Source organism: Actinomadura chokoriensis, from assembly GCF_039529475.1.
In the GTDB taxonomy this organism is placed as follows: Bacteria; Actinomycetota; Actinomycetes; order Streptosporangiales; family Streptosporangiaceae; genus Spirillospora; species Spirillospora bangladeshensis.
This window is the reverse complement of sequence record NZ_BAAAMW010000001.1, coordinates 508,747-535,081: the sequence shown is the minus strand read 5'-3', so window position 1 is coordinate 535,081 and position 26,335 is coordinate 508,747. Positions and strand designations below refer to the sequence as shown.

Sequence of the window (26,335 nt, the reverse complement as noted above, 5' to 3'; positions counted from 1 at the left end):
AGGAAGCCTTCGTGAAACATCACCACATTGATGAAGGGAACGCCGCGTGAACGCGCTGACGGTCCTCGCCACCGGGGGAGACGAGTTCAAAGCCCCGGGCCCGGAGCTGTTCGACTTCCCGCCCCTGTTCGCCGGCGGCCCGGAGTGGCTGACCAAACCCGTCGTGTTCGCGGTCGTCGGCTCGCTGCTGACCTGCGCCGTCTTCTGGATGGCGTTCGCCAAGCCGAAGCTCGTGCCGCGCGGCATGCAGAACATCGGTGAGATCGGCTACATGTTCGTGCGGGACGAGATCGCCCGCCCGTTCCTCGGCAAGAACACCGACCGGTGGATGCCGATGCTCATGTCGCTGTTCTTCCTGATCTGGTTCTGGAACATCTTCGCGGTCATCCCGATCATCCAGTTCCCGGTCGCGTCGCACATCGCGTTCCCGATCGTCCTGGCGGTGTTCGTCTACATCGTCAAGGTCTACCTGGGCTTCAAGCACCAGGGCCCGGTGAAGTACTTCACCAACATGATCCCCAAGGGCCTGCCGCTGCCGGTCTACTTCCTGCTGGTGCCGATCGAGTACCTCTCGACGTTCATCCTGGCGCCCTTCACGCACGCGGTCCGGCTCTTCGCCAACATGTTCGCCGGTCACACGATCCTGGCGTTCTTCAGCCTCGTCGGCTTCTGGTTCCTCTTCGAGAAGCCCACCGCGCTCGGCTTCGGCGTCGGCATCGTCGGCGTGATCGTCACGATCCTGCTGACCGCGCTGGAGCTGCTGATCCAGTTCCTGCAGGCGTTCCTGTTCGCGATGCTCGCCGCGATGTACATCCAGAGCGGCCTCGAAGCGGACCACTAAGCCCCCCGGGACCCCGGCGCCCCCGCGCCGGCCCCGCTCCGACAACTCGTTAGCCCAGACCGGCGGAGCCTCCGCCGGCCGACAGAAAAGGAATGAACCCATGACGGGAGCCGTCCTCGCCGCAGTCGAAGGCAACGTCACCTCGATCGGTTACGGCCTCGCGGCCATCGGCCCGGGCATCGGCATCGGCATCATCTTCGGCCAGGGCGTGAACGCCATCGCCCGCCAGCCGGAGCTGACCGGCGTGATCCGCACCAACATGCTGCTGGGCTTCGTCCTCACCGAGGCGCTGGCCCTCATCGGCCTGGTCGCGCCGTTCATCTTCCAGGGCATCTGACCACGGGTCCCATCTGAGGAAGGGCTGCAGACATGATCACAGCAGCTTCCGTCCTAGCGGCGGAGGAGAACAACCCTCTCGTCCCGCACCCGTACGAGCTGGTCGTCGGCATCTTCTCGTTCCTCGTCGTCATGATCGTCCTCGGGCGCATCCTCGTTCCGCGTCTGCAGAAGACGCTGGAGGAGCGGACCCAGGCGATCGAGGGCGGCCTCGAGCGGGCTGAGCAGGCGCAGAAAGAGGCCCAGCAGGTCCTCGATCAGTACAAGTCCCAGCAGAAGGCGGCCGCGGTCGAGGCGTCCAACGAGCGGCGCAAGGCCGAGGAGCAGGGCGCGCAGATCATCGCCGAGGCCAAGGAGAAGGCCCAGGCGGAGGCTCGCAAGATCGTCGAGGACGCGAAGAAGCAGATCGAGGCCGAGCGGCAGCAGGCGCTGCAGTCGCTGCGCGCCGAGATCGGCGCCATGTCGGTCGACCTCGCCGGCCGCGTCGTGGGCGAGTCCCTTGAGGACAGCGCGCGGCAGAGCCGGGTCGTGGACCGGTTCCTCGAGGAGCTGGAGAGCCGCGCTCGCACGCAGGAGCAGATCACATCATGACCATCACGGGAGCGGTGAGCAGGGCGTCGCTGGCCGAGGCCAAGGACCGGCTGGAGGCCGTCATGCCCTCCGCCGACCCGGCGGGGCTCGGCGGCGACCTGTTCGCGGTGCTGCACCTGATCGACCGCGAGCACGGGCTGCGGCGGGCGGTGTCCGACCCGGCGCGGGACGGTGCCGACAAGGCGCAGCTCGTCCAGATCCTGCTGGAGGGCAAGGTGTCGCCGGCCGCTCTCGGGCTGGTCGCCGACGTCGTCCGGCTGCGCTGGTCGAAGCCCTCGGAGCTGGCGGACGCGGTGGAGACCCTCGCGGTCACCGCCGAGGCCGCCCGCGCCGAGGCCGACGGCAGGATCGACGATCTGGAGGACGAGCTGTTCCGGTTCGGCCGGGTCGTCGAGGGCGAGGTCGCGCTGCGCAGTGCCCTCGCCGGCCCGGGACTGCCGGACGACCGCAAGCTCGGCCTGGTCAACGCGCTGCTGGAGGGCAAGGTCACTCCCGCGACGCTGACGCTGGTCACCGAGCTGGTGCTGCGGCCGAGAGGACGTAGCCTGGAAGGCGGGCTGGCCGAGTACGGCAAGCTCGTCGCCCAGCGCCGGCAGCGGCTCGTCGCGCTCGTCCGGACGCCGACCGAGCTGTCGGCGCAGCAGCGGACGCGGCTCGCCGCGGTGCTCGCCGCCGCCTACGGACACGAAGTACACCTGAACATCGAGATCGACCCGAGCACGATCGGCGGACTGTCGATCGAGATCGGGGACGAGATCATCGACGGCACGATCGCCGGACGGCTGGACGACGTCCGCCGGCGGCTCGGCGCCGGCTGAGGCCGGTCGAACCGGCTGCGTTGCCGAGTGCCGGCAGAGCTGACCCTTAAGGGAGCAAGAGAGGAATCATGGCGGAGCTGACGATCCGTCCGGACGAGATCCGGAACGCGCTGGAGCGCTTCGTCCAGTCGTACGAGCCCGAGGCCGCCGCGCGCGAAGAGGTCGGCACCGTCGTCGATTCCGGCGACGGTATCGCCCACGTCGAGGGCCTGCCCTCCGCGATGGCGAACGAACTCCTTGAGTTCGAGGACGGTACCCGTGGCCTGGCTCTGAACCTGGACGTGCGTGAGATCGGCGCCGTTGTCCTGGGTGACTTCAGCAAGATCGAGGAGGGCCAGAAGGTCCGGCGGACCGGCGAGGTCCTGTCGGCGCCGGTCGGCGACGCCTTCCTCGGTCGCGTCGTGGACGCGCTGGGCAACCCGCTGGACGGCCTCGGCCCGGTCGAGACGACCGAGCGCCGCGCGCTGGAACTGCAGGCCCCGACGGTCGTGCAGCGGCAGTCGGTGAAGGAGCCGCTGCAGACCGGCATCAAGGCCATCGACGCGATGACGCCGATCGGCCGCGGCCAGCGGCAGCTGATCATCGGTGACCGGCAGACCGGCAAGACCACGGTCTGCGTGGACACCATCATCAACCAGAAGGAAGCCTGGGAGTCGGGCGACCCGAGCAAGCAGGTGCGTTGCATCTACGTCGCGGTCGGCCAGAAGGGCTCCACGATCGCGAACGTCCGCCGCTCCCTGGAGGAGGCCGGCGCCCTGGAGTACACCACGATCGTGGCGGCTCCGGCGTCCGACCCGGCGGGCTTCAAGTACATCGCCCCCTACACCGGGTCCGCGATCGGGCAGCACTGGATGTACCAGGGCAAGCACGTCCTGATCGTGTTCGACGACCTGTCGAAGCAGGCCGAGGCCTACCGCGCGGTGTCGCTGCTGCTGCGCCGCCCGCCGGGCCGCGAGGCCTACCCCGGTGACGTCTTCTACCTGCACTCGCGCCTGCTGGAGCGCTGCGCGAAGCTGTCGGACGACCTCGGCGCCGGTTCGATGACGGGTCTGCCGATCATCGAGACCAAGGGCAACGACGTGTCGGCCTACATCCCGACGAACGTCATCTCGATCACCGACGGCCAGTGCTTCCTGGAGACGGACCTGTTCAACCAGGGCGTCCGGCCGGCGATCAACGTCGGCATCTCGGTCTCCCGGGTCGGCGGCTCCGCGCAGATCAAGGCGATGCGCAAGGTCGCCGGCACGCTGCGCCTCGCGCTGTCGCAGTTCCGCGACCTGGAGGCGTTCGCCGCCTTCGCGTCCGACCTGGACGCGGCCTCCCGCGCCCAGCTGGAGCGCGGCGCCCGCCTGGTCGAGCTGCTGAAGCAGCCGCAGGGCGCGCCGTTCCCGGCCGAGCAGGAGGTCGTGTCCGTGTGGGCCGGTACCTCCGGCGAGCTGGACGACGTCCCGGTCGCCGACATCCGCCGCTTCGAGCGCGAGTTCCTCGAGTACATCCAGCGCGAGGAGAGCGGCCTGCTCACCGCCATCCGCGAGACCGGCCAGCTCTCCGACGACGGCCTCACGAGCCTCAAGAACACCATCACGGAGTTCAAGAAGGGCTTCCAGACCAGCGAGGGCGACCTGCTGGCCGAGGAGCCCGTCGAGGCGATCGATGACGAGGACGTCGAGCAGGAGACGATCACCCGCGTCAAGAAGGGCTGACGGCCATGGCCGCACAGCTACGTCAACTCCGGCAGCAGATCAAGACGGTCAAGTCGACCGCCAAGATCACGCGTGCCCAGGAGATGATCGCGACCTCGCGGATCGTCAAGGCCCAGCAGGCGGTGACGGCGTCCAAGCCGTACGCGACGCAGATCACGCAGGCGCTGTCCGCGCTGGTCAGCCACCACGTCGGGATCGACCACCCGATCCTGCGGGAGCAGCCGACCGACACGCGCAGCGCGGTCCTGATCGTCACGAGCGACCGCGGATTCTGCGGCGCCTACAACGCCAACGTGATCCGCGAGGCCGAGTCGCTGATCAAGGCGCTGCGGGACGAGGGCCGCGAGCCGGTCCCGTACGTGGTGGGCAACAAGGGCATCACCTGGTACCGGTTCCGGGGCCGGGAGGTCGCGCAGACCTGGCACGGGTTCAGCGACCGGCCGAGCTTCGGGAACGCCGAGCAGATCGGCCGCCGGCTCACCGAGGACTTCCTCAAGACCGACGCCGAGGGCGGGGTCGGTGAGATCCACGTGGTCTACACCGAGTTCGTCTCGATGCTGACGCAGGCCGTCCAGGTCAAGCGGCTGATGCCGCTGGAGATCGAGGAGGCCGAGGCCGGCGAGGGCACCAAGGTCCCGCCGGCGTACGAGTTCGAGCCGTCCGCGCAGGCCGCGCTCGACCTCCTGCTGCCCAACTACGTCGAGAGCCGCATCTTCCACATGCTGCTGCAGTCGGCGGCGTCCTTCCAGGCGTCGGTCCGGCGGGCGATGAAGTCGGCGACCGACAATGCCAACGAACTGCTCGGGGTCTACACGCGCCAGATGAACCAGGCGCGGCAGGCCGCGATCACCCAGGAAATCAGCGAGATCGTCGGTGGCGCTGACGCGCTCGCCGAGTCTGGCGGGGAGTGATAATGACTGCACAGGTAGAGACGGCGACCGCGACCGGGCGCGTCGCGCGCGTCATCGGCCCGGTCGTCGACGTGGAGTTCCCCGCCGACGCCCTCCCGGACATCTACAACGCGCTCAACGTCCAGGTCACCCTGGGCGGCGAGGAGAAGACCCTGACCTTCGAGGTCGCCCAGCACCTGGGCGACAACATGGTCCGGGCCATCTCGATGCAGCCGACGGACGGCCTCGTCCGCGGCGCGCCGGTGTACGACAGCGGCGAGTCCATCGCGGTCCCGGTCGGCGACATCACCAAGGGCCACGTGTGGAACGCCCTCGGCGAGGCGCTGGACGCCCCGACCGCGTCGCTGGAGATCAACGAGCGGTGGGGCATCCACCGCAAGGCCCCGGCGTTCGACCAGCTGGAGTCCCGCACCGAGATGCTGGAGACCGGCATCAAGGTGATCGACCTCCTCGCCCCGTACGTCAAGGGTGGGAAGATCGGCCTGTTCGGCGGCGCCGGTGTGGGCAAGACGGTCCTCATCCAGGAGATGATCCGCCGTGTCGCCCGCAACTTCGGCGGCACCTCGGTGTTCGCCGGCGTCGGCGAGCGCACCCGCGAGGGCAACGACCTCTGGGTGGAGATGGACGAGGCGGACGTCCTCAAGGACACCGCCCTCGTGTTCGGCCAGATGGACGAGCCGCCGGGCACCCGGCTGCGCGTCGCGCTGGGCGCGCTGACGATGGCGGAGTACTTCCGCGATGTCCAGAACCAGGACGTGCTGCTGTTCATCGACAACATCTTCCGGTTCACGCAGGCCGGCTCGGAGGTCTCCACGCTGCTCGGGCGCATGCCGTCCGCGGTGGGGTACCAGCCGACGCTGGCCGACGAGATGGGCGTGCTGCAGGAGCGGATCACCTCGACGCGCGGTCACTCGATCACCTCGATGCAGGCGATCTACGTGCCCGCCGACGACATCACCGACCCGGCGCCGCACACCACGTTCGCGCACCTGGACGCCACCACGACGCTCTCCCGGAGCATTTCCGAGAAGGGCATCTTCCCGGCGGTCGACCCGCTCGACTCCACCTCGCGGATCATGGACCCGCAGATCCTGGGGAACGAGCACTACGAGGTCGCCCAGGAGGTCGTGCGGATCCTGCAGAAGTACAAGGAGCTGCAGGACATCATCGCGATCCTCGGTATCGACGAGCTGTCGGAGGAGGACAAGGTCACCGTCCAGCGGGCGCGGCGCATCGAGCGCTTCCTGTCGCACCCGATGTACGTGGCCGAGCAGTTCACCGGCCAGCCCGGTGTCACCGTGCCGAAGGACGAGACGGTCGCCTCCTTCAAGGCGATCGCCGAGGGCAAGTACGACCACCTGCCCGAGCAGGCGTTCTTCATGTGCGGCGGCATCGAGGACGTCGAGAAGAAGGCCAGGGAGCTGGAGAAGTAGTCGTCCCGGCGGGGCCGTCCCGGAACCGCGCGCTCTGCCGCGCGTCCGGGGCGGCCCCCGCTGGAACCGCTCCAGTATTCGCAAGGAGGCAGGCGTGGCAAATCTGAGGGTCGGGCTGGTCTCGCCTGAGCGCGAGATCTGGTCCGGCGAGGCCAAGATGGTGGTCGCGCAGACCATCGAGGGGTCGCTCGGCATCCTGCCGGGCCACGCCCCGGTGCTGGGCGTCCTGCTGGACGGCAGTGTGGTGAAGATCGAGCCGGCGGACGGCGGCACGCCGATCACGGCGGCGGTCGGCAGCGGGTTCTTCTCGATCGCCGCCGACGAGGTGTCGATCCTGGCCGAGCAGGCCGAGCTGGGCGAGGAGATCGACGTCGACGCGGCCCGGCGGGCGCTGGACGAGGCGCTCGAGCTGGCCGCCGAGGACGCGGTGCCGGAGCGGCGTGCGCGCGCCCGGCTGCGCGCGGCGGGCATCGAGGCCTAGCATCTGAGGTCTGGAGTTCGACGGACGGCGGGGGACGTGGGCGAGCACCTGGCACTGGACGTGGGCGGTGCCCTGGCCGCGCTCGTCCTCGTGGCGGCGCTGCTGTTCGTCTGCATGGCGGTGCGCCGCTGGCTGTTCACGCGCGGCGGCGGCACCGTGGAGTGCAGCCTGCGCGAGCTGTCCCCGGAGGGCGGAGCGCCGGGGGTGTGGCGGCTCGGCATCGGCCGTTACAAGGGCGATGAGCTGCACTGGCACCGTGTGTTCGGTTTCCGGAGAAGGCCCCGGCAGGTGATCCACCGCCGGGGCCTCGTCGTGTCCAACCGGCGCCGACCCGACCCGCAGGAGGCGGAGGGGCTGCTGCCGGACGTCAGCGTCATCGAGGTGCGCGACGGCGCGCTGACCGTGGAGCTGGCGATGGGCGCGGCGGCGCTGACCGGGTTCCTGGCCTGGCTGGAGGCGGCGCCGCCCGGCCTGCCGGTCGATCTGCACCAACCGGAGTGAACGGCCGCCGGGCTGAGCCGGTGGGACGAGCCGGTGGGACGAGCCGGTCGCGGGGCATGCGCGGGTAAGACGCCGGTAGAGAGTTGGCGTTGCGGCGCCGCCGCTGCTTGAGGCGGGCGGGGCGCGGGTCCAGGATCGCTGCTGGTCCCGGTCCGTCACCGTCCGCTGGAGTGCACGTGCGCAAGCTGATCACCGGCCGCAATCTCCTCACCGGCGCGGCCGTGGCCCTGCCCGCGCTGTTCCTGCCCGCGGCCCTGCCCGCCGCCGGCGCCGCGCCGGCCCGTCCCGACCTGGCGAAGCTGGTGACGCTCAAGGACGTCCAGGCGCACCTCGCGGCGTTCCAGGAGATCGCCGACTACAACGGCGGCAACCGCGCCGCGGGCACACCTGGCTACGACGTGTCCGTGCGCTACGTCGTCGGGCGGCTCCGGAAGGCCGGTCTCACCCCGAAGGTGCGCAAGTTCACCTACCCGTACTGGCGGGAGAAGTCCGAGCCGGTGTTCGCGCGGACGGCGCCGTCCAAGAAGACCTTCAAGCGGGAGAAGGACTTCCTCACGTTCGCCTACTCCGGGTCCGGCGATGTGACCGCGCCCGCGGTCGCGGTGGACGTCCCGGCGAAGGGCGAGGGGACGAGCGGCTGCGAGAAGGACGACTTCAAGGGCTTCAAGAAGGGCTCGATCGCCCTCGTCCAGCGCGGGACCTGCGGGTTCGCGACGAAGGCGGCGCGGGCGAAAGCGGCGGGCGCGTCCGCCGTGGTCGTTTTCAACAAGCCGGGGGAGAAGGGGCCGATCAACGGGACGGTGTCGAAGCCCGCCGGGCTCCCGGTCGTCGGCGTCACCCGCGAGCTGGGCGCCGAACTGGTGAAGGCGGCGAAGAAGGGCGGGCTGAAGCTGCGCGTGAAGACCGACACGGTGCACGGGAAGAAGTCGTCCGCGAACGTCATCGCCGACACCGAGCGGGGCGACGCGGGCAACGTGGTGCTGGTCGGCGCGCACCTCGACAGCGTCCCGGCCGGGCCGGGGATCAACGACAACGGCACCGGCGCCGCCGCGCTCCTCGCGATCGCCGGGAAGATCAAGGACCTCGGCAAGGGCCTGCACAACCGGGTGCGGTTCGCCTGGTGGGGCGCCGAGGAGGAGGGCCTGCGCGGCTCCGCGCACTACGTGGAGTCGCTGCCGGCGGGCGAGCGGTCGAAGATCGCGCTGAACATCAACCTCGACATGCTCGGCTCTCCCAACGGCACCCGCGGCGTGTACGACGGCGACCACTCCACCGGCGGCGGCACCCGGGCGCCCGCCGGGTCGGGGGCGATCGAGAAGATGTTCCGCGACTACTTCAAGGGGCGCCGGCTGCCGACGACCGAGAGCGAGTTCGACGGGCGCTCCGACTACGGGCCGTTCGTCGAGCGGGGCATCCCGTCCGGCGGCCTCGCCACCGGCGCCGAGGGGATGAAGACCGCCGCCGAGGCCAAGACGTTCGGCGGACGCGCCGGCAAGGCGTACGACCCCTGCTACCACGACACGTGCGACCGGCTGAAGAACGTGAACCTCAAGCTGCTCGACACGAACACCGACGGGGTCGCGCACGTCGTGCAGCACCTCGCCGGGACGACCGTCGCGGTCAACGGCGGCGCCCGGCTGGCCCTGCCCGTCGTCGCGTCCTACGAGCCGCTCTGGCAGGGGCCCTACCTGGTCCGCTAGTTGGGCGAGACGGAGATGCCGCCGTCGCGGGTGGTGAGCTTGATCCGCCGCTCGGCGCGGGAGTCCTCGTGGATCGCCGGATCGATCGTCTTGCGGCCGTTGTCGGTGGACGCGCTGATCGCGTAGGCCGGTTCGGCCGGCAGGCGCAGCTGGACGGAGCCGTTGTCGGTGTTCGCGTCGATGTTCGCGGGCGGTGCGCTGAGCCGCAGGTCGATGCCGCCGTCCTTGGTCCGGGCGGTGATCCGGTCGGCGGCCAGCCCGGTCGCGGTGATGCCGCCGTTGTCGCTGTGCACCTCCACGGTGGTGATCTTCCCGCCGAGGCGGATGCGACCGTCGCGGGAGCGGGCGGTCACCCTGTCGGCGGTGAGCCCGGTCGCGTCCACCGCGCCGTTGTCGCTGCGCAGGTCGGCGGTGGTGACGCGGCCCGAGACGCGCAGCGACCCGTCGGCGGAGGACAGGGACGCGGTGGACGCCCGCAGGTCCGTCGCGGTGATCGAGCCGTTGTCGCTGTGCAGCTTCACCGCCCCGGCCAGCCCGGACGCGACGATCGCCCCGTCCCGGTTGTCGATCTGCACGGGCACGGAGCGCGGCACCCGCACCCGGTAGGACACCCCGCACGACGAGGCGATCCCGATCGCCTGCGTCCCGCACTTCGCGGTGAGCGAGAGCGTGTCGCCCTCGACGGCGTGCTTCGCCTGCGGCCTGTTCTTGTCGTTGGACCAGCGCAGCCGCTCCTCGACCTTGATGCCGGGGGAGTCGGACGCGGTCACCTCGACCCGGCTCCCGGTCGTCTTGATCTTCAGCGCGGTGACGCCGGCCGGTGCGGTGTAGGAGCGCTCCTCGTGGCGCGTGCCGCCGAAGCTCACGTTGCCGCAGCCGGTCAGCGCCACCGCCGCCGCTGCCCCCGCTGCCAGAACGGCCGTGCCCGTCAGGGTCCTCACGTGCTCACTCCCGTTGTCGCCATGCCTTGTGACCGTGCACTCGTCCATGACCAGCCTGGCCTGGGCGGACCACCGTCACCAGGTGGGGAGCCGGTGAACCCGGGGTGGGGTTAGCCCCACCCTCAGCGCTCGCCGCCGGGCTTCCACAGCACGTCGCCGTGCTCGGCGTTCGCGACGCGGCACAGGATGAACAGCAGGTCCGACAGCCGGTTGAGGTACTTCGCGGTCAGCGGGTTCACCCCGCCCTCGGCGGTCTCGTCGGCGCTGCCGTGCGCCTCGATCGCCGCCCAGGTGGTGCGTTCGGCGCGCCGCGTCACCGTCCGCGCGACGTGCAGCAGGGCGCCGCCGGGCGTCCCGCCGGGGAGGATGAAGCTGCGCAGCGTCGGCAGGGCGGCGTTGTGCTCGTCGCACGCCTCCTCCAGCCGCTCGATGTAGGACGCCTCGACGCGCAGCGGCGGGTACTGCGGGTCGGGCACGACCGGCGCGCACAGGTCGGCGCCCACGTCGAACAGGTCGTTCTGGACGCGGGTCAGCAGCGCGACGACGTCCTCGGGGAGCGAACCGAGCGCGAGGGCCGTCCCGATCGCGGCGTTGGCCTCCTCGACGTCGGCGTACGCGGCGAGGCGCGGATCGGTCTTGCTCGTCCGCGACGCGTCGCCCAGCGCGGTGGTTCCGTCGTCGCCGGTCCGGGTGTAGATCCGCGAGAGGACGACGGGGTTGTCCCTGTTCTTCGCCATGGGACGCAGCCTAGCCCTGCCGCACGTAGAAGGCCGTTCGGTAGGGTTCCGGGAAAGACCCCGGAGGCCGCCGTGTACGACTACATCATCGTGGGCGCGGGGAGTGCCGGCTGTGTTCTCGCGGCCCGACTCACCGAGGACCCGTCCGTCAAGGTGCTGCTGCTGGAGGCGGGGCCGCCCGACGACGCGCCGGAGATCCACATCCCGGCCGCGGTGGCCTCGCTGATCAAGGGCCCCTACGACTGGGACTACGCGACGACGCCGCAGGAGCACGCCGCCGGCCGCAGCGTGTACTGGCCGCGGGGGCGGACGCTCGGCGGCAGCTCGTCCACCAACGCGATGATCTACATCCGCGGCGCCCGGCACGACTACGACACCTGGCGCGACGGCTTCGGCTGCGACGGGTGGGGCTATGAGGACCTGCTGCCCTACTTCCGCCGCGCCGAGGACCAGCAGCGCGGCGCCCTCCCCTACCACGGCGTCGGCGGCCCGCTCCGCGTCGAGGACCCGCGCTACAAGCACCCGCTGACCCGCGCCTGGGTGCAGTCCGCGAAGGCGTACGGCCTCGCGGCGAACCCCGACTTCAACGCCGCCGACCAGGACGGCGTCGGCTTCTACCAGGTCACGCACAAGCGCGGCAGGCGCTGGTCGACCGCCGCCGGCTACCTGCACCCGATCGAGAACCGGCCGAACCTCACGGTCGTCACCGACGCCCTCGCCTCCCGCGTCGTGATCGAGGACGGCCGCGCCACCGGCGTCCGCTACGAGGCCCGCGGCGAGACCCACTCGGCGCGCGCCGACGCCGAGGTGATCCTGTCCGGCGGCTCGGTGAACAGCCCGCAGCTGCTGATGCTGTCGGGGATCGGCCCGGCCGACCACCTGCGCTCCCTCGGCATTCCCGTCATCGTCGACTCCCCGGTGGGCAAGGGGCTCCAGGACCACCCGTTCGTGAACGTCATGTTCGCGACGCCGCGCACGAAGGTGCTGTGGGAGCAGGCGAACGCGCGCGCCTTCGCCCTGTACCAGTCTTTGGCGCGCGGGCCTTATGCGTCGAATGTCGCCGAGGCGGGTGGATTCGTCCGGACGGTCGAGGGCCTGCCCGCGCCTGACCTGCAGTACCACGTGCTTCCGACGCCGTTCGTGAACCAGGGGCTTACCGAGTCGTCCGAGCGGCTGCTGTCCGTGATGGTCACCGCCGTCGCGATCGAGAGCCGCGGCGCGCTGACCCTCCGGTCCGCCAATCCCTATGCCAAGCCGCTGATCGACCCGGCCTACCTCGCCGACAAGGCCGACCTGGACATCCTCGTCGCCGGCGTCCGGCAGGCCCGCGAGATCGCCGCGACCGGCCCGCTGGCGTCGCTGATCGGCGGCGAGTGGGCGCCGGGCGAGCAGGTCGAGTCGGACGAGGCGATCGTCGGGTTCATCCGCCGCCAGGTCGCGACGCTGTTCCACCCGACGAGCACCTGCGCGATGGGCGGCGGCGACGCCGTCTGCGACACGTCGTTGCGGGTCAGGGGCGTCGAGGGGCTGCGGGTCGTGGACGCCTCGGTCATGCCGTCCGTCCCGCGCGGGAACACCAACGCTCCGACGATCGCCATCGCCGAGCGGGCCGCCGACCTGATCCGGGGCCGCAGCCCGCTGAAGCCCGCGAACGCCCAGGACTAGGGACCCCGGGGATGGATGTCCAAGCCCGCGCCCAAGAGATGGCCGACGGGCTGGTCGCGTCGGGCGCCGAGGTGGGGCTGCAGATAGCGGCCTACTTACATGGCGAACTCATCGTCGACGTGCACGCCGGCCGCGCGGACGCGTCCACCGGCCGGCTGGTGGACGACCGGACCCTTTTCCACGCCCCGGAGATGGGACTGGTTGCGACGGTCGTGCATGTGCTGGCCGAGCGAGGGCTCATCGAGTACGGCGTCCCAGTTGCCGCGTACTGGCCGGAGTTCGGCGCCCACGGCAAGACCGACATCACCGTCTCGCACGTCCTCGCTCATTCGGCCGGAGTGCCGCAGGCGCCGGACGGCCTCGTTCCCGAGGACTTCGCCGACTGGGACGCACTGTGCGCGCGGGTCGCGGATCTGCGGCCGCTGTGGCGGACGGGCACCGCGGTCGGTGCCCACGTCCTGACATTCGGGATCATTCTCGGTGAGGTCGTCCGGAGGGTCACGGGGCATCCCATCGCCGACATTCTGCGGGAGGAGGTCACTGCGCCGCTCGGCATCGCCGACGATCTGTTCTTCGGCGTCCCGGCGCGGCACCTGCCCAGGCTGGCGCGCATGGAAGGCCACGATTCCACCGACCCCGTGGTGCACTTTCCCGAGGGTTCGCTCTTCCACCGGGTCGTCCCGCCCGCGTGGCGGGACGGTGCCGTGCTGGCGAACCGGACCGAGTACGAGGCCATGTCCATGCCCTGCTCCGGCAGGGGGACGGCTCAGGCTCTCGCGCGCATGTACGCCGCCCTGATCGGCGAGGTGGACGGCGTCCGGCTCATCCCGCCGGAGTTGACATCCCGCCTGTCCTCCATCATGACGGTGCGGGAGGACCGCGTGCTGGGCGGGCCCATTCCGAGAGGGCTCGGCTTCGGGGTCGCCTTCGTCGAGACGGCGTCCTACACCGCGTTCGGAGAGGTGAACAACTGCGGCGTGGCGTTCGCCGACCCGTCCCGCGGCCTCAGCATCGCCGTTCTGTTCAACCTGCTGGCGGTGCGGCTGCCCGGGCCCGGCTACGAGATCGCCGACGAGATCCGCGCGGTCCTCGGGCTGGAACCCCGGCTGATACAGGCGATCCGGCGACGCCAGGCGGACCGGGCGATCCGGCGGTTCCGCCGCCGGGCGGTGCGGCGGCGCCGGCGCGACTGGACGGCCTCCGACTGAAACGAAGAACGCCCCCGGCCCGGGGTACGGGCGGGGGCGTGGACCTTCGCGATCGGACCGCGAGCGCGGACCTTGGTGGTCGGGCCGCGCGGGCGGGCCTTCGCGGCCGGGCGGCGAGCGCGGACCCTCGCGGACAGGGCGCGGGCGTCACCGCTTGAGCGCCTTCGCGATGCGGGCGCGGCGGGCGTCCTTCGCCTCGGCCCGCAGCACGCGTACGCGGTCGTTGATGATCACCTTGTCGAACTCCGGGCGGATCATGCCGTTCTCCTTGTTCTTGCCGGGTTCTTGCCGGGTTGTTGCCGGGTTGTTCTTGCCGGGCCCTCGTGGCCCGACATGTACAAGGTTCTTCCTAAGCCCCCACCCTCCACATGGGGACGAAGCCCTATCTACGCCGCCTTAGACCGCCTTAGGTCGCGATGCCGGCCTAGGGGGAGGGCTAGGGGGAGGGCTGGGGGAGGGCCTGAGGCGTGGCCCCGTCTCGGGGCATTCGCCGGCCGTCCCGAGGCATTCGCCCGCGACGGGGGACTGGACAGGCGCGGCCCCGGTCTGCCAGGATCCGGCCTCATGATCTATGAAAGGGGCGTCGCCGCCCTCGTCCGGTGAGCGACTTCGCGCAGCGGGAAGCTGCCGACATCCGCGCGGAATGGCTCGGGCACCTGCTCTCCACCGCGCCCGCCGACCGCTCGGCCGCCGAAGCGGCCATCTCCGAGCTGTACCGGCTGATCGGGCTCGACCCACCGCGGTTCCACTGGGTCTCCTCGCCGCTCGCAGCCCTGGAGACCGTCCCACCGGGAACCCGCCTACGGCCGGACGAGACCGTGGAACGTCTCTCCGACTGGCCTCTGCCGGCGCGTTTCCGCAGCCTGATCAGCAGACTCTCCGCACAGCTCGATGTCGAGGTCATGCGTGGCTACCGCCCGCTGGACCCCATGTTGCGGCAATTGGTACGCGCGCCGATCGCGGCCTCGTCCCAGAGCACGCTCCGCCGGGCTCTGCGGTCGCCCAACGAGACCCAGTGGGTCGGGCCCTGGTATGACGCGCTGTGCGTCTCGTGGGTCGCCCACTACGACGCCGTTCGCCGGACGTCCGGTGTGGTGTTCACTCCCGAGCAGACCCGCCTCCTCGACCTGTGGGCCACGCTGGGCCGGTCGTCCGGCTGGTGGTGGCCGCGTGAGCACGTCTGCGTCGTGTCCGAACGGCCGGTCGAGGTGCACACCGAGGTCTGGGGCGATGAGGGGCAGGTGCGGCTGCACTGCCCGGACGGCCGCGCGCTCCGGTACGCCGACGGCTCCGACGTGCACGCCTGGCACGGCATGAGGGTGCCGCCTTGGGTGATCGACGATCCAGGCGTCGAGCGGATTGCGCGGGAGGCCAACGTCGAGGTCCGCCGCTGCGCCATCGAGAAGATCGGCTGGGGCGACTACATCGACCGCGCGGGCCTGCGGCTCGTGGCCACCGCGCAGGACCCCGGCAACCCCGGCTCGGAGCTCCGGCTCTACGACCTGCCCGAACAGACCAGGGTGCTGCTCGCCGTCAACGGCTCCGCCGAACGCGACGGACACCGCCGCCGCTATGGCCTGACCGTGCCGGGCGCCATCGAGGACCCGGTCGCCGCCGCTGGCTGGACCTACGGGCTGTCCGCCGACCAGTACTCCCGACTCGTCCGCCGAACCTGAAGGTGATCACCATGACCGTGACCCTCGCGTCCCTTTCCCTGCAGACCGGGCTCCCCGTCCTCGACCATCTCGAACAGTCGGTGAGCATCCCGATCGTCGATGGGATCCAAGCCCAGGGCGACCTGATCGTCATCCCCCTTTCCGAAATCTCGGCGTCCCTGACGTTCCTGCAAGGTGCCAACTGGACGGACGTCCCGCCCGAGGGCATCGAACTCCTCCGAGGCGGGGCGGGCGGCAACCCGCACACCCTCGTCGCCGACCCCGGCACCTGCCGCTGGACGAAGCACGTGCACGACTCCAGCGGCCTGGCCATAGGCGTCTTCGAGGCGTCCGCCCCCGTCTACCTGCTGCACCCCGAACACGGCGCCTCCGGCTGCACCCCGGGCCACTACGCCGTCCGCCGCCAACGCGAATACACAACGGGGGGCTGGGGCTCCCGCCTGGTCCTCGACTGACCCGCACCCCCCACGAGTCCCCCGGTGCCGCTAACCCGCCCATCTCCATAAGAACCGCCCCCGTCCCCACGGACGGGGGCGCAACTCACGAACGCCCCGCTGGCGGCCCGCGACGAAGGCGCCTTCTTGCCGCTTGTTGCCGTGAGTAGACGGCCGAGGGAGTAGCGCACCTTCTGCCCGGCTCTCTTGGTTATCGTCGCCACTGGCGTCGGACAGAGTTCGGGTTCTTTCCCTTAGTCCTATGGTGCGCTGAGGTAGGCGCGTTCTACTTATGCTTAGCCGCTTTCTGGCCGCCGTATATGCTCAGGGCGTGTGCGGGGCTGAGGTCTTTGTTTTACCGGTCTTTGTGTGGTTGCTGTGGGTGGGCGGCTGAGGTGGCCTTCCGAAGGCGGGCGTGCACGTGCGGGTGTGTCGTTGGCCGCTGTCACGTTGGTTGCGGTGGTCGGTATGGGTGGGGTGTTCATCTGCTGGTTGGTGCGTGGTACCGCTTGGGCCGCGCTACGCGCGGAAAAGCACTCGGCGAGGACGAGCGGTGGTCGAGGTCGTCGGTGGTGGCGCGCGCGAAGCGCGCGCTCGTAGCGGAGGGTTCGGCTTCGGGAGGGATAAATCGCCCGCCCCCGCACTAATTGCCTGCGCTTAGATAAGGCTGCTCTCAGTCATCGTCGGCTGTTGGATGATTGTGGCTGTAAGGGGCGTCCCCTTTCGTGGTGGCGGGTGGAAAAAGGTTGGTGATAGAAATGTGGCGTGTCCGGATTGTCTGGCGCTCTTGACGTGTGCGTCGTCTATAATTGGGAGCAGATGTTGAAGGTTGGGAGGTGAACCCCCGTGACCATGCCTGTCCAGGTCGCTGAATTAGTCAGTGGGCAGCGTGAATGGGTAGACCGGGGGTGGTTCCCGCCCGGCCCGCAATTGGCGATCTGCTTGTCCGGTGGGAAGAACCGGCTGGCCGACCTGACTGATGATGAATTGCTCCAGGTCGCTGCGGCGGCGCGGCGGCAGACCTCCTGGGCGCAGGCGCGAGAGTTGGCCGCGATCGCCGAACTCACTCGGCGCCGCACCGTTGAGGAGGAGTCCGGGGATCCCGACTACCGGATCCTCTCGGCCCGCGAGTCGGTCACTGAGGAGGTGTCCGCCGCCCTCACCGTCACCGGCAATGCCGCCGCCACCTTGGTCCATCTGGCTGAACAGCTCACCGGCCCCCTTGCTCGGACGGGAGACGCGCTGGAGGCCGGACGGGTTGACCTGGCCAAGGCACGCGTCATCTGCGACGTCACCGAACAACTCCCCGAGCACACGGCCAGACGGGTGGAGTCGGCGGCGCTGGAGAAGGCGTCCGAGCAGACCACCGGGCAACTGCGCCGCCGCCTCAATCGGATCGCGCGGCGTCTGGCACCCGAAGCCGTCGAAGAACGCAGGCGGGAGGCCGTCCGGCAGCGGCGGCTGGAGTTGTGGGACACCCCCTCAGGCACCTCTGACCTTGCGCTGTGCGACCTGGCCGCCGAAGACGCCCACGCCATCTACAACAAGATCACCGCTGCTGCGCACGGCATCAAGGGTGATGGCGATACTCGGCCTCTGAGCACCATCCGCGCCGATCTGGCCACCCGGCTGCTGCAGGGGCTCGAACTTCCCGAAGCCATCCGCGACCTGCTCGCTCAAGCGGGTGACGACGTCGGTTCGCCGGTTTCGGGGTTGTCTGGCCTCGCTGAGTCTGCGGCCGCGAGCGAGCTGCCGGGGGAGTTCAGCGCGGACGTCGGGGTTGCAGTTCTCGCGGACGAGGTCAACCGGCGTCTCCAGCATGTACGGGCGCGCGTCGAGCCTCGTGAACTGCCGCATGCCATCCGCCGCACGGTGCAGCGCATCCATGCCGAGTTCGCGGACGCCCGCGAGGTCGCCTGCCAGGGTGACGATGAGGTCCATGGTCGACCCGGGTATCGGCCGTCCGCCGCGCTGCGGCGAGAGGTCGAGGCCCGGCACGCTTCGTGCGTGTTCCCCTCCTGTAACCAGCCCTCTCACCGCTGCGACCTCGACCACACTGTGCCGTGGCGGCCGGGGATCACCTGCCGCTGCAACCTCGCGCCCCTCTGCCGACGCCACCACAGGCTGAAGCAGCGCACCGACTGGAGACTCTTCCAAATCTGGGCCGGGCTGCTGGTCTGGGTCACCCCGTCCGGCGCGTGGTACATCGTCCGGCCGGATCGGCAGTAGTCCTGGCCCGCTCCTCGCCGCAAACAAGTGTCGTGCCGGTGGATGATTTCTCACACATCGAATTATTTTTTACATCACCTTCATGTATTAATGTTGGTGTCCGGCGTCCGACCTCCTCGATCGGGGGGCGGGGCGCTGGGCTAGGTCGGCTGTGAAGGTGCGGGCATGGAGATCGAGTCGCTGGCGATGGCCCTTGAGCGGGAGCATCACGAGATCGATGCCGGAATCGAGGCGTTCATGGACGGGACGCGGGACGCCCTCGCGGGTGCCGTTCGGGCGCTGCGCCGTCACATCTACCTCGAAGAGGAGTTCCTCTTCCCGGCCTTGCACGCGGCCGGGCTGACGGCGCCGGTGCTCGTCATGCTGCGTGAGCACGCACAGATGTGGGCCACGCTCGACGCTCTCGACGCGGACCCGGACGACGGTGCCGCGAACACGCTGTGCCGCCGGCTCACCGTCCAGCTCCTGCACCACAACCTGAAAGAGGAGAAGGTCCTCTACCCGGAGCTGGAGCGGGTCGTGCCGGAACCGCGGGCCGAGCGGCTGCGGGCCTTCCTTGAGTCCGGAGAGATGCCCGCGGAGTGGGTGTGCGTGCGCGCGCGGGCCTGAGTGAACGGAGAAGCACGGTGGAGAAGCAGGCCGTCGTCGGCAACGCGTCCGCGCTCGCGGAGTTCAGTGCCGAGGGGTACTGCCCGAAGGTGCTGTCGGCGACCGACAGCACCAGGGTGATGGTCGTCGGCATGGAGGACGGGCAGGAGATCCCGCTGCACACGCCGGGCGTGGAGCTGGCCCTGGCGATCATGGAGGGGGCCGGGGAGGTGTGGGTCGGCGATGCCCCGCGTCCGGTGGCGGCGGGGGATCTCGTGGTCATTCCCGCCGGGACCACGCGTGGCGTGCGCGCCAAGGGGCGGCTGGTGTTCATGAACGTCGTGTCGCCGCCGCCGACCGCCGCGGACCACGACGCCGACCGTCGGCCCTGGCCGTCCGACTGACCGGACTGGGGCGCCGGACCGGCCGGGGTGGGGGAGATCGGGGCGGCCGGGCCCGTGAGCAGCGACGCCCATAAGTAGCTCAGGCCCGTCAGTGCTGCGCTCTTTCTCGGCATGACCATCGCTGGGGGTGATGACGGTCGCGTGGTTCGTTCGGGCCGTCAGGTGAGGTAGACGGTGTGCTCGGCGAGGGTCGGGGTCAGGTGCGGGGGGAGGTCGGCCATGGCCGAGACCTCTTCGGCCGAGGTGAAGGCGTGTACGTCCTGGCGCAGTCGCACGATCTGTTCGGCCTGCTCCCGGGTGATGCCGGGGACGGTCATGATCGCGGACGCCGGGGCGTGGTTGATGTCGACGATGCCGCCGTCGTCGAAGGTCCTCGGCAGGTCGGGACGGCCGATGCCCATCTCCAGCGCCGTCTGGGGGTCGTCGCGGGCGAGGGCGGCGGCGCGGGCGCGCAGGTCGCGGCGGTGGCGGGTCTTCTGTTCGGCCCGTTCGAGGGAGTCGGGCCGGGTGGCCAGGCCGAACACACGGTGCCTGATGGCCAGTGCGTGGAGCGTTCCGCCGAGCCATGACGGGATCCACGTGATGACGAACACGGTGTCGGCGGAGCTGCCGTTCTCGCTGTCGGCCGTCATCAGCATGGCCGTGACCAGGACGAGGTAGAGGAATGTCGCCGCCCACAGGCCGATGCTTCTCCTGCGGGCGGCGCCGAAGCCCAGGGTGAGGGGCGCGGCGTAGCCGAGGGTGTAGAGCGGGCTCAGAGCCCAGATGTAGCTTGCCGCGGTTCGGGCCGGGCTGGTCGTCGTCATGGGCCACCCCGTGAGTCGGTCGGCATCAGGGGACTTCCACGAAGCCCAGGTGGTCGTAGAGGCGGCGGGCGCGGCGGTTGCGGCGGGTCACGGCCAGGGAGAGCGAGGTGTGGCCCTGTTCGGCCAGGGCGTGCATCGTCGCTTGGACGAGGCCGCGCCCCAAGCCGCGTCCCGCGTGGGACGGGGCGGTGAAGAGGAAGGCCAGGAGCGGTTCGTCCAGGTAGAGGGTGACGAGGGCGCCGCCCACCGGACGGTCCTCGTGGTCGGCCACGAAGGAGGCTTCGGGGAGGAACGTCCCGTATTCGCCGTCCAGGGTGAGCTGGATCTCGCGTGCCGCGCCCGGGAGGTCGCCGACGTCGGCCTCGTCGGGGGTGCCGCGGTAGGCGGCCCACATGGCGGCGGCGAGTGCGGGGGTGTCGGCGGCGGTGAGCGGCCGAAGGCCCGGCGGGGGCGGCGGTGCCGCGCCCAGGGGCGCCCGGAGGCGGCTGCGCACGGGTGCGCCGAACGTCCCGGATGTCATGGTCGCCAGTCTAGGCGGCGCCCCCGGCGCGGGCCGGGGGCGCCGTGGTCGCGCGGCGGCGGGTCAGCGCTTGTAGCGGCGGCCGTGGAGCATGGTGACCAGGCCGAGGACGCGGGCCATCTCCTTCTCGGTGCGGCCGAACGAGGTGAGGTTCATCGTCGCGAACCGCTGCCGGGTGATGGCCTTCGGGCGGGTGAACTCGCGCAGCCCGTCCGCGCCGTGGATGCGGCCGAAGCCGGACTCGCCGACACCGCCGAACGGCAGCGCGGCGACCTGGGCGAACGCGGCGAAGGCGTTGATGGACGTCATGCCGGACCGCATCCGGCGGGCGACGTCCAGGGCCCGGGACTTGTCGCCGGAGAAGATCGTCCCGGCGAGGCCGTAGCTGGTCTTGTTGGTCCGCTCGACGGCCTCGTCGAGGTCCTTGACCCGGTGGACGGTGATCGTCGGGCCGAACGTCTCCTCGCAGACGGCGGACGAGTCGTCCGGCACGTTGGCGAGGACGACCGGCTCCACGTACGGCTTGCGCACGGACTCGGCCCCGCCGACGACCGCCTTGCCGCCCTTGGCGAGCGCGTCCTTGATGTGCCGCTCGATGATGTCGAGCTGCGACGGCATGGTGATCGGGCCGTAGGCGGCCTCGCGGTCGAAGCCGGGGCGCAGGTCCTTGGCCTTCTCGGTGAGCTTGCCGAGGAACTTGTCGTAGGCGTCGTCCACGACGTAGATGCGCTCGACGCCGATGCAGGTCTGGCCGGCGTTCGACATGGCGCCCCACAGCGCGGCGTCGGCGGCGGCGTCGAGGTCGGCGTCGGAGTCGACGATGCAGGCGTCCTTGCCGCCGCACTCGGCGACGATCGGGGTGAGGTTCTCCGCGCAGGCCGCCATGACGCGCTTGGCGGTGCGGGCCGACCCGGTGAAGGCGATCTTGTCGACGTGCGGGGACGAGGCGAGCGCCGCGCCCGTCTCGCCGAGCCCGGTGACCGTCTGCAGGACGGGGTGCTCGGGGATGACCGCGTCGAACAGTTCGGCGAGCAGCACGCCGACGCCCGGGGTGAACTCCGACGGCTTGAACACGACGGCGTTGCCGGCGGCGAGCGCGTAGCCGATCGAGCCCATCGGGGTGAAGATCGGGTAGTTCCACGGGCCGATGACGCCGACGACGCCGAGCGGCTGGTACTCCAGCACGCACTTCTGGTTGACGGCCATGAGGCCGGGGTAGACGCTGCGCGGCCCGAGGATCTTCTGCGCGTTGCGGGCGGCCCAGTCCAGGTGGGTGATCGCCATGATCGTCTCGAGCTGGGCGTCCTGCACCGGCTTGCCGGTCTCCTGGTGGATGAGCTCGGCCATCCGGTTCAGGTTGCGGGCGAGCGACCCCTTGACGTTGAGCAGGCGGAGCCGGCGCTCCTTCCAGCCGAGGGCCCGCCACCACTCGGCGGCCTCCCGGGCGCGTTCGACCGCCGCCGCCACGGCGGCACCGTCCTGGACGGGATGCTCGGCGACGACCTCGCCGGTGGCCGGGTTCAGGGACGCGAACGTCTCGGTGCTCTCCGTGGCCACGGACATGAGGAACCTCCCGGGAGGAGCCTGGTAAGTGAGTACTTGCGCCTGCGTACCGGCTAGTAAACCACCCTAAGCCCCCCGCCGGGAGTCGGGGATCCAGCTTCCGTGGAATCCGGCCGGAACGCGTCGCGGCAGGTGGACGGTCGCCGTGTGCGACAGGTCGGACGCGTCGAGCACGAGCAGTTCGGCCCCGGCGTCGCCGGACGCGATCGACAGCAGCCAGCCCTCGTCCTCCGCGCGTGCTCCCTCGGCGGGGACGAACACCGCCTCGCCGAGCTGCACGTCCGGTCCGCACTCGCGCGCCGACGGGCCCCCGCGCAGGTCGTACTTCACGATCGTGTTGCCGGCGACGGTGTAGAGGTAGCGGTGCTCCAGGCCCGTCCTGGTGTCGTCGTGGGTCGGGAACTCGACGTTGCGGTCGTCGAGCTGCTCTTCGGCGGCCTCCCCGGTGGCCGGGTCGAGAACCCACCGGTGCAGCTGGGCGCTCTCCGAGGTCACCGCCTCGGTCGCGGGGTCGACGGTGCCGCCGATCCCGCCCCAGAGGGAGGCGAACGACTCGGGACGGTAGCGGGCCCCGTCCAGGACGACCCGCCCGGCGGTGTCCTCGTGCGCGTTGCCGACATGGAAGACGTAGCACGGGTCGACCTCGAACCAGCGGACGCCGCCGGACCCGTCGCGCGGCATCACGCCGAGCCGCGCCCCGTACCCGTCGTCCCACCGGTACGGCATCCCGGACTCGCCGGACAGCGCCAGGTCAAGGTCGAACACCATCGGCAGGTCGAGCCACACGACATGGTTCTCGGTGATCGCGAAGTCGTGCATCATCGTCGGGCCGGGCACCTCGACCTCGCGGCTCTCCACCAGCGTCCCGTCCGCGGACAGCCGGTGGTAGGTGAGGTAGGGCGGGAACATGCCGTAGCCGAAGAACAGCAGGTCGCCGGTGACCGGGTCCTCCTTGGGGTGCGCGGTCATGGCCGTGGTGAGCCGCCCGCCGAAGTCGCACGGTCCGGCGGTGCCGAGCTCGGGCGTCACCTCGTAGGGGAACCCGTTCTCCACCAGCGCCCAGATCTTGCCCGCGTGCGGGACGACGTGCGTGTTCGCCCGCACGGCGCGCCGGTCGAAGCCGTAGTCGTCGCGGACGAACGGCTTCCCCTCGGTGAACGCCTCCGTCCGGACCCAGCGGTTGCGGTACCACTCGGCCCGGCCGTCCCGCAGCCGCACCCCGTGGAGCATCCCGTGGCCGGTGAACCAGTGCCCGCTCGGCTCGCCCGGCTTGGGGTTCGGGCCGTTGCGGAAGTACCGGCCGGTCAGCTCGGGCGGCAGCGTCCCGGTGACCCGCAGGTTGTGGGCGTCGGTCTCGTCGGGGACGGGGGCCAGATGGCCGTCCAGCCATGCGGCCGGCTTGTCCATGAGGTTCTCTCTCATCGCGGCGTTCCCTTCCAGTATCAGCGGGAGGACGGCTGGGCGGCGGCCTGGGCGACCGGCTGCCCGAGTTCGGTGGCGTGGCGCCCGCGCGCGCGGTCGGGGTAGCGGGCCGTGAAGACGGCGGGGACCGTGAAACCGGCGACCTTGACGGCGACCAGCAGCGCGGTGGCGTCCGGGGCCCAGTGCTGGACGAGGCCGAGCACGACCGCCATCACGGTGAAGCCCGCCGCCCAGACGGCGGTGATCACGCGGTTGATGCGCACGAACAGGGCGGTCGCGGCGATCTCCGCCGGGACCTGGCGGCGGGCGATGCCCGCGGTGAACGGGCGGTGGAGCAGGAGCGTCCCCCAGGCGGTGATCGCCAGCCAGCCGATCGCGAGGGAGGCGCCGTAGTCCAGGGCGGGCGAGCCGGGCACGGTGAACGCCAGCGCGGTGAGCGCCGCCATGTAGACCGAGGTCGAGATCTCCAGGATCAGCGAGTCGGCGCGGTGCCCCTGGCGGAGGTCCTGGCCGAGCAGCACGAGCGCCGTGACGAGCCCGGCGACGGCGCCCGCTTGACCGTCGAAGCCGCTCACGACCGCGAGCACGATCCACGGCAGGAAGGTTCTGGCGTAGTACTTCGGCATGGCGGGCGCCCTTCCGCGGCGACATTCCAGTTGTGACATGTCGAACGTAGACGTTCCAGTTCTGACATGTCAATACAGACTGGTAGAGTCCCCGGCATGAGTTTGCGACACGCGGTGCTCGGGCTCCTCGCCGAGCTGGGCGGCGCCAGCGGCTACGACCTGCTGAAACTGTTCGAGGTGTCGCTCGACAACGTGTGGCCGGCCACGCAGAGCCAGCTCTACGGCGAACTCGGCAAGCTCACCGACGCCGGGCTGATCGAGGTCGCCGCCGAGGGGCCGCGCGGCCGCCGCGAGTACCGGATCACCCCGTCCGGCCGGGCGGAGCTGCACCACTGGCTGATCGGCATCGCGCCCAAGCCCAACCGGCGGGACGAGACGCTCCTCCGCGTCTTCTTCCTCGGCGAGCTGACCCGCGCCGAGGCGCTCCGCTACATCGACGAGCAGATCGACGCGATCGGGGCCCAGGCCGCCGGCCTCGCGGAGGTCGAGAAGGCCGTCGAATGGGACGAGCAGGGCGGCATGGCGGACAACGGCCGCTTCGTCCTGGAGTACGGCAAGCGCTTCTTCGAGATGCGCCGCGACTGGCTGCGCTGGGTCGCCGCGGAACTCGCCGCCCGCGACTCCCGCGCGCCCGGCGAATCCCCCGAGCACTGACAGGGACGCGCCCCGGCCGGGCGCCCGGCCGGGCCGTGAGGCGTCAGTTCGTCCAGAACTGGAAGAGCGACAGCCCGACCCGGATGGGGATCTCGCCCAGGCCCAGCGCCTCCGTGATGTGGAAGACCGCGGTGAAGAAGGCGTCGTTGACGGGCCCGAGCCACAGCAGCGCGATCAGGATGAGGAAGACGTAGCCGCCGTAGGGGCTCACCTTGGCGACCCAGCGCTGCGGCAGGTACGGCTCGATGATCCCGAACCCGTCCAGACCGGGGATCGGCAGGAGGTTCAGGATGGCGGCGGTGACCTGGAGGAACGCCAGGAACGCCACGCCCAGCCAGAAGACGCCGTGGTCCTGGTGGGCGAAGTTCTTGTAGAGCACCGCGAGCATGATCGCGAACAGGACGTTCGACAGCGGGCCCGCGGCCGAGATCAGGCTGTGCCGCAGCCTGCCCTTGATGGAGTGCCGGTCGATCCAGACGGCGCCGCCCGGCAGGCCGATGCCGCCGAGCATGATGAACACCACCGGGATCACGAAGCTCAGCACGACGTCGGAGTACTTCAGCGGGTTCAGCGTCAGGTACCCCTTGGCGACCACGCTGCGGTCGCCCGACCGGTAGGCCGTGTAGGCGTGCCCGAACTCGTGCGCGCACAGGGACGTCATCCAGGCCGCGAGGACGAACCCGAACAGCGCGATCCGCGCCTCCTTGGCCGGGTCCTCCCCGTACCGCCAGGCGATCAGGCCGCACAGGACGGTCGCCGCCACGATCGCGAGGAACACCGGGCTCGGCCGGACGGCCGCGCTTCCTCGCGCCCCGTGTGCAGTCCCGTTCATCGTTCCCGGCCCCTCTCGCCGCGCCGCCGCTCTCCCGGCGCCCCGTCCCGCCCGATCGTCATTCGGAAGCTACCTGCTCCAACGCCGTGCCCGTGCGGCGGGTTTCCCGCCCGCGGGCGTCACGGCGCCGCGATCACCGGGACGACGTAGGTGCGCAGGAAGCGGCGCTGCGCCTCGGCGTCCCGGTCCCGGTCCATCACGATCAGCGAGGTGATGATCCGGAAGAGGAACTCGACCGTACCCTCCACCTCGATGTCGGCCCGCAGCATCCGCTGCCGCTGCGCCTGCGCGAAGTACGGCCGCACGTACTCGCAGCACAGGTCGAGGACGTGCTCGGCCGCGCCCGCGACCGCCGCCTGCATGTGGCCCGCCGCCTCCGGCACCAGGAAGTGCGCGATGGTCGGCTCGCCGCGGACGTACTCGATCGCGTCCAGCGCCCCCTCGACGATCGCCTCCGGCACCGACCGCTCGCGGCGCAGCCGCGCCGCCAGCCGGTCCAGGAACCGGTGCAGATCGCGCACCACCACGGCGAGGATCAGCTCGTCCCGGCCGCCGGTGATGCTCCGGTACACCGTCGCGCGCGACAGGCGCGCCGCCGCCGCGATGTCCTCGACCGTCGTCTTGGCGACACCGAAGCGGCGGAAGCACTCTTCGGCCGCGTCGATGATCCGCTCGCGCGTCGCGTCGGTGGTGACCGGGGGCATGGCAGCACATT

At 70.6% G+C, this 26,335-nt stretch carries 27 protein-coding genes; 18 read left to right on the top strand and 9 right to left on the bottom strand.

What is annotated here, in order from left to right:
• Positions 1-46 precede the first annotated feature (46 nt).
• The 10 genes from atpB (at position 47) to ABFX46_RS02575 (ending at position 9,315) form a co-directional block, all read left to right on the top strand.
• Positions 47-841, top strand: a complete 795-nt coding sequence (gene atpB / locus ABFX46_RS02620) for a F0F1 ATP synthase subunit A (RefSeq protein ID WP_346039707.1) — start codon at positions 47-49, stop codon at positions 839-841.
• A 100-nt stretch (positions 842-941) separates the two neighbouring features.
• On the top strand, positions 942-1,178 hold the full coding sequence (gene atpE / locus ABFX46_RS02615; RefSeq protein WP_089330861.1) for an ATP synthase F0 subunit C: 237 nt from the start codon (positions 942-944) through the stop codon (positions 1,176-1,178).
• Between the two features lie 32 nt (positions 1,179-1,210).
• A complete protein-coding gene (locus ABFX46_RS02610; protein WP_171068786.1) occupies positions 1,211-1,768 on the top strand; it encodes a F0F1 ATP synthase subunit B in 558 nt (185 codons plus the stop codon).
• On the top strand, positions 1,765-2,586 hold the full coding sequence (locus tag ABFX46_RS02605) for a F0F1 ATP synthase subunit delta (RefSeq protein ID WP_346039706.1): 822 nt from the start codon (positions 1,765-1,767) through the stop codon (positions 2,584-2,586). Before ABFX46_RS02610 ends, ABFX46_RS02605 begins: the two co-directional genes overlap by 4 nt.
• Positions 2,587-2,654: 68 nt before the next feature.
• Positions 2,655-4,289 carry a F0F1 ATP synthase subunit alpha gene (atpA, locus tag ABFX46_RS02600; RefSeq protein WP_346039705.1) on the top strand — a complete coding sequence of 545 codons (1,635 nt, stop codon included), beginning with the start codon at positions 2,655-2,657 and terminating at the stop codon, positions 4,287-4,289.
• 5 nt (positions 4,290-4,294) lie between these two features.
• Complete coding sequence (locus ABFX46_RS02595) at positions 4,295-5,200, top strand: F0F1 ATP synthase subunit gamma (RefSeq protein WP_346039704.1); 906 nt, start codon at positions 4,295-4,297, stop codon at positions 5,198-5,200.
• A gap of 2 nt (positions 5,201-5,202) precedes the next feature.
• Positions 5,203-6,633 carry a F0F1 ATP synthase subunit beta gene (gene atpD, locus ABFX46_RS02590; RefSeq protein WP_131939845.1) on the top strand — a complete coding sequence of 477 codons (1,431 nt, stop codon included), beginning with the start codon at positions 5,203-5,205 and terminating at the stop codon, positions 6,631-6,633.
• 94 nt (positions 6,634-6,727) lie between these two features.
• Positions 6,728-7,114 carry a F0F1 ATP synthase subunit epsilon gene (locus tag ABFX46_RS02585; RefSeq protein WP_163054115.1) on the top strand — a complete coding sequence of 129 codons (387 nt, stop codon included), beginning with the start codon at positions 6,728-6,730 and terminating at the stop codon, positions 7,112-7,114.
• A gap of 36 nt (positions 7,115-7,150) precedes the next feature.
• Complete coding sequence (locus tag ABFX46_RS02580) at positions 7,151-7,615, top strand: DUF2550 domain-containing protein (protein WP_163054113.1); 465 nt, start codon at positions 7,151-7,153, stop codon at positions 7,613-7,615.
• A gap of 176 nt (positions 7,616-7,791) precedes the next feature.
• Positions 7,792-9,315, top strand: a complete 1,524-nt coding sequence (locus ABFX46_RS02575) for a M20/M25/M40 family metallo-hydrolase (RefSeq protein ID WP_346039703.1) — start codon at positions 7,792-7,794, stop codon at positions 9,313-9,315.
• Here the strand turns inward: ABFX46_RS02575 and ABFX46_RS02570 are convergent.
• Both ABFX46_RS02570 and ABFX46_RS02565 read right to left on the bottom strand, forming a co-directional pair.
• Complete coding sequence (locus ABFX46_RS02570) at positions 9,312-10,256, bottom strand: DUF4097 family beta strand repeat-containing protein (RefSeq protein ID WP_346039702.1); 945 nt, start codon at positions 10,254-10,256, stop codon at positions 9,312-9,314. The genes ABFX46_RS02575 and ABFX46_RS02570 overlap by 4 nt on opposite strands.
• A gap of 122 nt (positions 10,257-10,378) precedes the next feature.
• Complete coding sequence (locus tag ABFX46_RS02565; RefSeq protein ID WP_346039701.1) at positions 10,379-10,993, bottom strand: cob(I)yrinic acid a,c-diamide adenosyltransferase; 615 nt, start codon at positions 10,991-10,993, stop codon at positions 10,379-10,381.
• Positions 10,994-11,065: 72 nt separating this feature from the next.
• Here ABFX46_RS02565 and ABFX46_RS02560 point away from each other — a divergent pair, with 72 nt between their 5' ends.
• From ABFX46_RS02560 to ABFX46_RS02530, 7 genes are all read left to right on the top strand, one after another.
• Positions 11,066-12,658 carry a GMC family oxidoreductase gene (locus ABFX46_RS02560; RefSeq protein ID WP_346039700.1) on the top strand — a complete coding sequence of 531 codons (1,593 nt, stop codon included), beginning with the start codon at positions 11,066-11,068 and terminating at the stop codon, positions 12,656-12,658.
• 11 nt (positions 12,659-12,669) lie between these two features.
• Positions 12,670-13,866: a serine hydrolase domain-containing protein gene (locus tag ABFX46_RS02555; protein WP_346039699.1), complete on the top strand. Its 1,197-nt coding sequence runs from the start codon at positions 12,670-12,672 to the stop codon at positions 13,864-13,866.
• A gap of 599 nt (positions 13,867-14,465) precedes the next feature.
• Positions 14,466-15,542, top strand: coding sequence for a DUF6745 domain-containing protein (locus ABFX46_RS02550; RefSeq protein WP_346039698.1), 1,077 nt, complete (start codon positions 14,466-14,468; stop codon positions 15,540-15,542).
• 11 nt (positions 15,543-15,553) lie between these two features.
• Positions 15,554-15,997 carry a hypothetical protein gene (locus tag ABFX46_RS02545; protein WP_346039697.1) on the top strand — a complete coding sequence of 148 codons (444 nt, stop codon included), beginning with the start codon at positions 15,554-15,556 and terminating at the stop codon, positions 15,995-15,997.
• 831 nt (positions 15,998-16,828) lie between these two features.
• Positions 16,829-18,205: an HNH endonuclease signature motif containing protein gene (locus ABFX46_RS02540; protein ID WP_346039990.1), complete on the top strand. Its 1,377-nt coding sequence runs from the start codon at positions 16,829-16,831 to the stop codon at positions 18,203-18,205.
• Between the two features lie 165 nt (positions 18,206-18,370).
• Positions 18,371-18,814: a hemerythrin domain-containing protein gene (locus ABFX46_RS02535; protein WP_346039696.1), complete on the top strand. Its 444-nt coding sequence runs from the start codon at positions 18,371-18,373 to the stop codon at positions 18,812-18,814.
• A gap of 17 nt (positions 18,815-18,831) precedes the next feature.
• Positions 18,832-19,197 (top strand): cupin domain-containing protein, encoded by a 366-nt coding sequence (locus ABFX46_RS02530; protein ID WP_346039695.1) that lies wholly within the window; start codon positions 18,832-18,834, stop codon positions 19,195-19,197.
• Positions 19,198-19,355: 158 nt separating this feature from the next.
• Here the strand turns inward: ABFX46_RS02530 and ABFX46_RS02525 are convergent, their stop codons facing one another.
• From ABFX46_RS02525 to ABFX46_RS02505, 5 genes are all read right to left on the bottom strand, one after another.
• Complete coding sequence (locus tag ABFX46_RS02525) at positions 19,356-20,003, bottom strand: ComEA family DNA-binding protein (protein ID WP_346039694.1); 648 nt, start codon at positions 20,001-20,003, stop codon at positions 19,356-19,358.
• Between the two features lie 25 nt (positions 20,004-20,028).
• Positions 20,029-20,523 (bottom strand): GNAT family N-acetyltransferase, encoded by a 495-nt coding sequence (locus ABFX46_RS02520; protein WP_346039693.1) that lies wholly within the window; start codon positions 20,521-20,523, stop codon positions 20,029-20,031.
• Positions 20,524-20,586: 63 nt separating this feature from the next.
• Positions 20,587-22,086: an aldehyde dehydrogenase family protein gene (locus ABFX46_RS02515; protein ID WP_346039692.1), complete on the bottom strand. Its 1,500-nt coding sequence runs from the start codon at positions 22,084-22,086 to the stop codon at positions 20,587-20,589.
• A 66-nt stretch (positions 22,087-22,152) separates the two neighbouring features.
• Entirely contained in the window at positions 22,153-23,508 is a 1,356-nt protein-coding gene (locus tag ABFX46_RS02510) for a carotenoid oxygenase family protein (protein WP_346039691.1), read from the bottom strand.
• A gap of 20 nt (positions 23,509-23,528) precedes the next feature.
• The gene (locus tag ABFX46_RS02505; protein ID WP_346039690.1) at positions 23,529-24,134 is read right to left on the bottom strand and encodes a hypothetical protein; all 606 of its coding nucleotides are present in this window, start codon (positions 24,132-24,134) and stop codon (positions 23,529-23,531) included.
• A 96-nt stretch (positions 24,135-24,230) separates the two neighbouring features.
• Between ABFX46_RS02505 and ABFX46_RS02500 the strand changes: the two genes are divergently transcribed.
• The gene (locus ABFX46_RS02500) at positions 24,231-24,788 is read left to right on the top strand and encodes a PadR family transcriptional regulator (protein ID WP_346039689.1); all 558 of its coding nucleotides are present in this window, start codon (positions 24,231-24,233) and stop codon (positions 24,786-24,788) included.
• Between the two features lie 43 nt (positions 24,789-24,831).
• Here the strand turns inward: ABFX46_RS02500 and ABFX46_RS02495 are convergent, their stop codons facing one another.
• Both ABFX46_RS02495 and ABFX46_RS02490 read right to left on the bottom strand, forming a co-directional pair.
• Complete coding sequence (locus ABFX46_RS02495) at positions 24,832-25,620, bottom strand: site-2 protease family protein (protein WP_346039688.1); 789 nt, start codon at positions 25,618-25,620, stop codon at positions 24,832-24,834.
• Between the two features lie 119 nt (positions 25,621-25,739).
• Entirely contained in the window at positions 25,740-26,324 is a 585-nt protein-coding gene (locus ABFX46_RS02490) for a TetR/AcrR family transcriptional regulator (protein WP_346039687.1), read from the bottom strand.
• Positions 26,325-26,335 lie beyond the last annotated feature (11 nt).

What these genes read in the sequence shown, in the direction of transcription:
- ABFX46_RS02545 (WP_346039697.1), top strand. Translation starts at nt 15,554, where the DNA reads ATGACCGTGACCCTCGCGTCCCTTTCCCTGCAGACCGGGCTCCCCGTC.
- ABFX46_RS02610 (WP_171068786.1), top strand. Translation starts at nt 1,211, where the DNA reads ATGATCACAGCAGCTTCCGTCCTAGCGGCGGAGGAGAACAACCCTCTC.
- ABFX46_RS02565 (WP_346039701.1), bottom strand. Translation starts at nt 10,993, where the DNA reads ATGGCGAAGAACAGGGACAACCCCGTCGTCCTCTCGCGGATCTACACC.
- ABFX46_RS02505 (WP_346039690.1), bottom strand. Translation starts at nt 24,134, where the DNA reads ATGCCGAAGTACTACGCCAGAACCTTCCTGCCGTGGATCGTGCTCGCG.
- atpA (WP_346039705.1), top strand. Translation starts at nt 2,655, where the DNA reads ATGGCGGAGCTGACGATCCGTCCGGACGAGATCCGGAACGCGCTGGAG.
- ABFX46_RS02515 (WP_346039692.1), bottom strand. Translation starts at nt 22,086, where the DNA reads ATGTCCGTGGCCACGGAGAGCACCGAGACGTTCGCGTCCCTGAACCCG.
- ABFX46_RS02500 (WP_346039689.1), top strand. Translation starts at nt 24,231, where the DNA reads ATGAGTTTGCGACACGCGGTGCTCGGGCTCCTCGCCGAGCTGGGCGGC.
- ABFX46_RS02540 (WP_346039990.1), top strand. Translation starts at nt 16,829, where the DNA reads ATGCCTGTCCAGGTCGCTGAATTAGTCAGTGGGCAGCGTGAATGGGTA.
- atpD (WP_131939845.1), top strand. Translation starts at nt 5,203, where the DNA reads ATGACTGCACAGGTAGAGACGGCGACCGCGACCGGGCGCGTCGCGCGC.
- ABFX46_RS02605 (WP_346039706.1), top strand. Translation starts at nt 1,765, where the DNA reads ATGACCATCACGGGAGCGGTGAGCAGGGCGTCGCTGGCCGAGGCCAAG.
- ABFX46_RS02510 (WP_346039691.1), bottom strand. Translation starts at nt 23,508, where the DNA reads ATGAGAGAGAACCTCATGGACAAGCCGGCCGCATGGCTGGACGGCCAT.
- ABFX46_RS02520 (WP_346039693.1), bottom strand. Translation starts at nt 20,523, where the DNA reads ATGACATCCGGGACGTTCGGCGCACCCGTGCGCAGCCGCCTCCGGGCG.
- atpE (WP_089330861.1), top strand. Translation starts at nt 942, where the DNA reads ATGACGGGAGCCGTCCTCGCCGCAGTCGAAGGCAACGTCACCTCGATC.
- ABFX46_RS02595 (WP_346039704.1), top strand. Translation starts at nt 4,295, where the DNA reads ATGGCCGCACAGCTACGTCAACTCCGGCAGCAGATCAAGACGGTCAAG.
- ABFX46_RS02490 (WP_346039687.1), bottom strand. Translation starts at nt 26,324, where the DNA reads ATGCCCCCGGTCACCACCGACGCGACGCGCGAGCGGATCATCGACGCG.
- ABFX46_RS02535 (WP_346039696.1), top strand. Translation starts at nt 18,371, where the DNA reads ATGGAGATCGAGTCGCTGGCGATGGCCCTTGAGCGGGAGCATCACGAG.
- ABFX46_RS02555 (WP_346039699.1), top strand. Translation starts at nt 12,670, where the DNA reads ATGGATGTCCAAGCCCGCGCCCAAGAGATGGCCGACGGGCTGGTCGCG.
- ABFX46_RS02525 (WP_346039694.1), bottom strand. Translation starts at nt 20,003, where the DNA reads ATGACGACGACCAGCCCGGCCCGAACCGCGGCAAGCTACATCTGGGCT.
- ABFX46_RS02495 (WP_346039688.1), bottom strand. Translation starts at nt 25,620, where the DNA reads ATGAACGGGACTGCACACGGGGCGCGAGGAAGCGCGGCCGTCCGGCCG.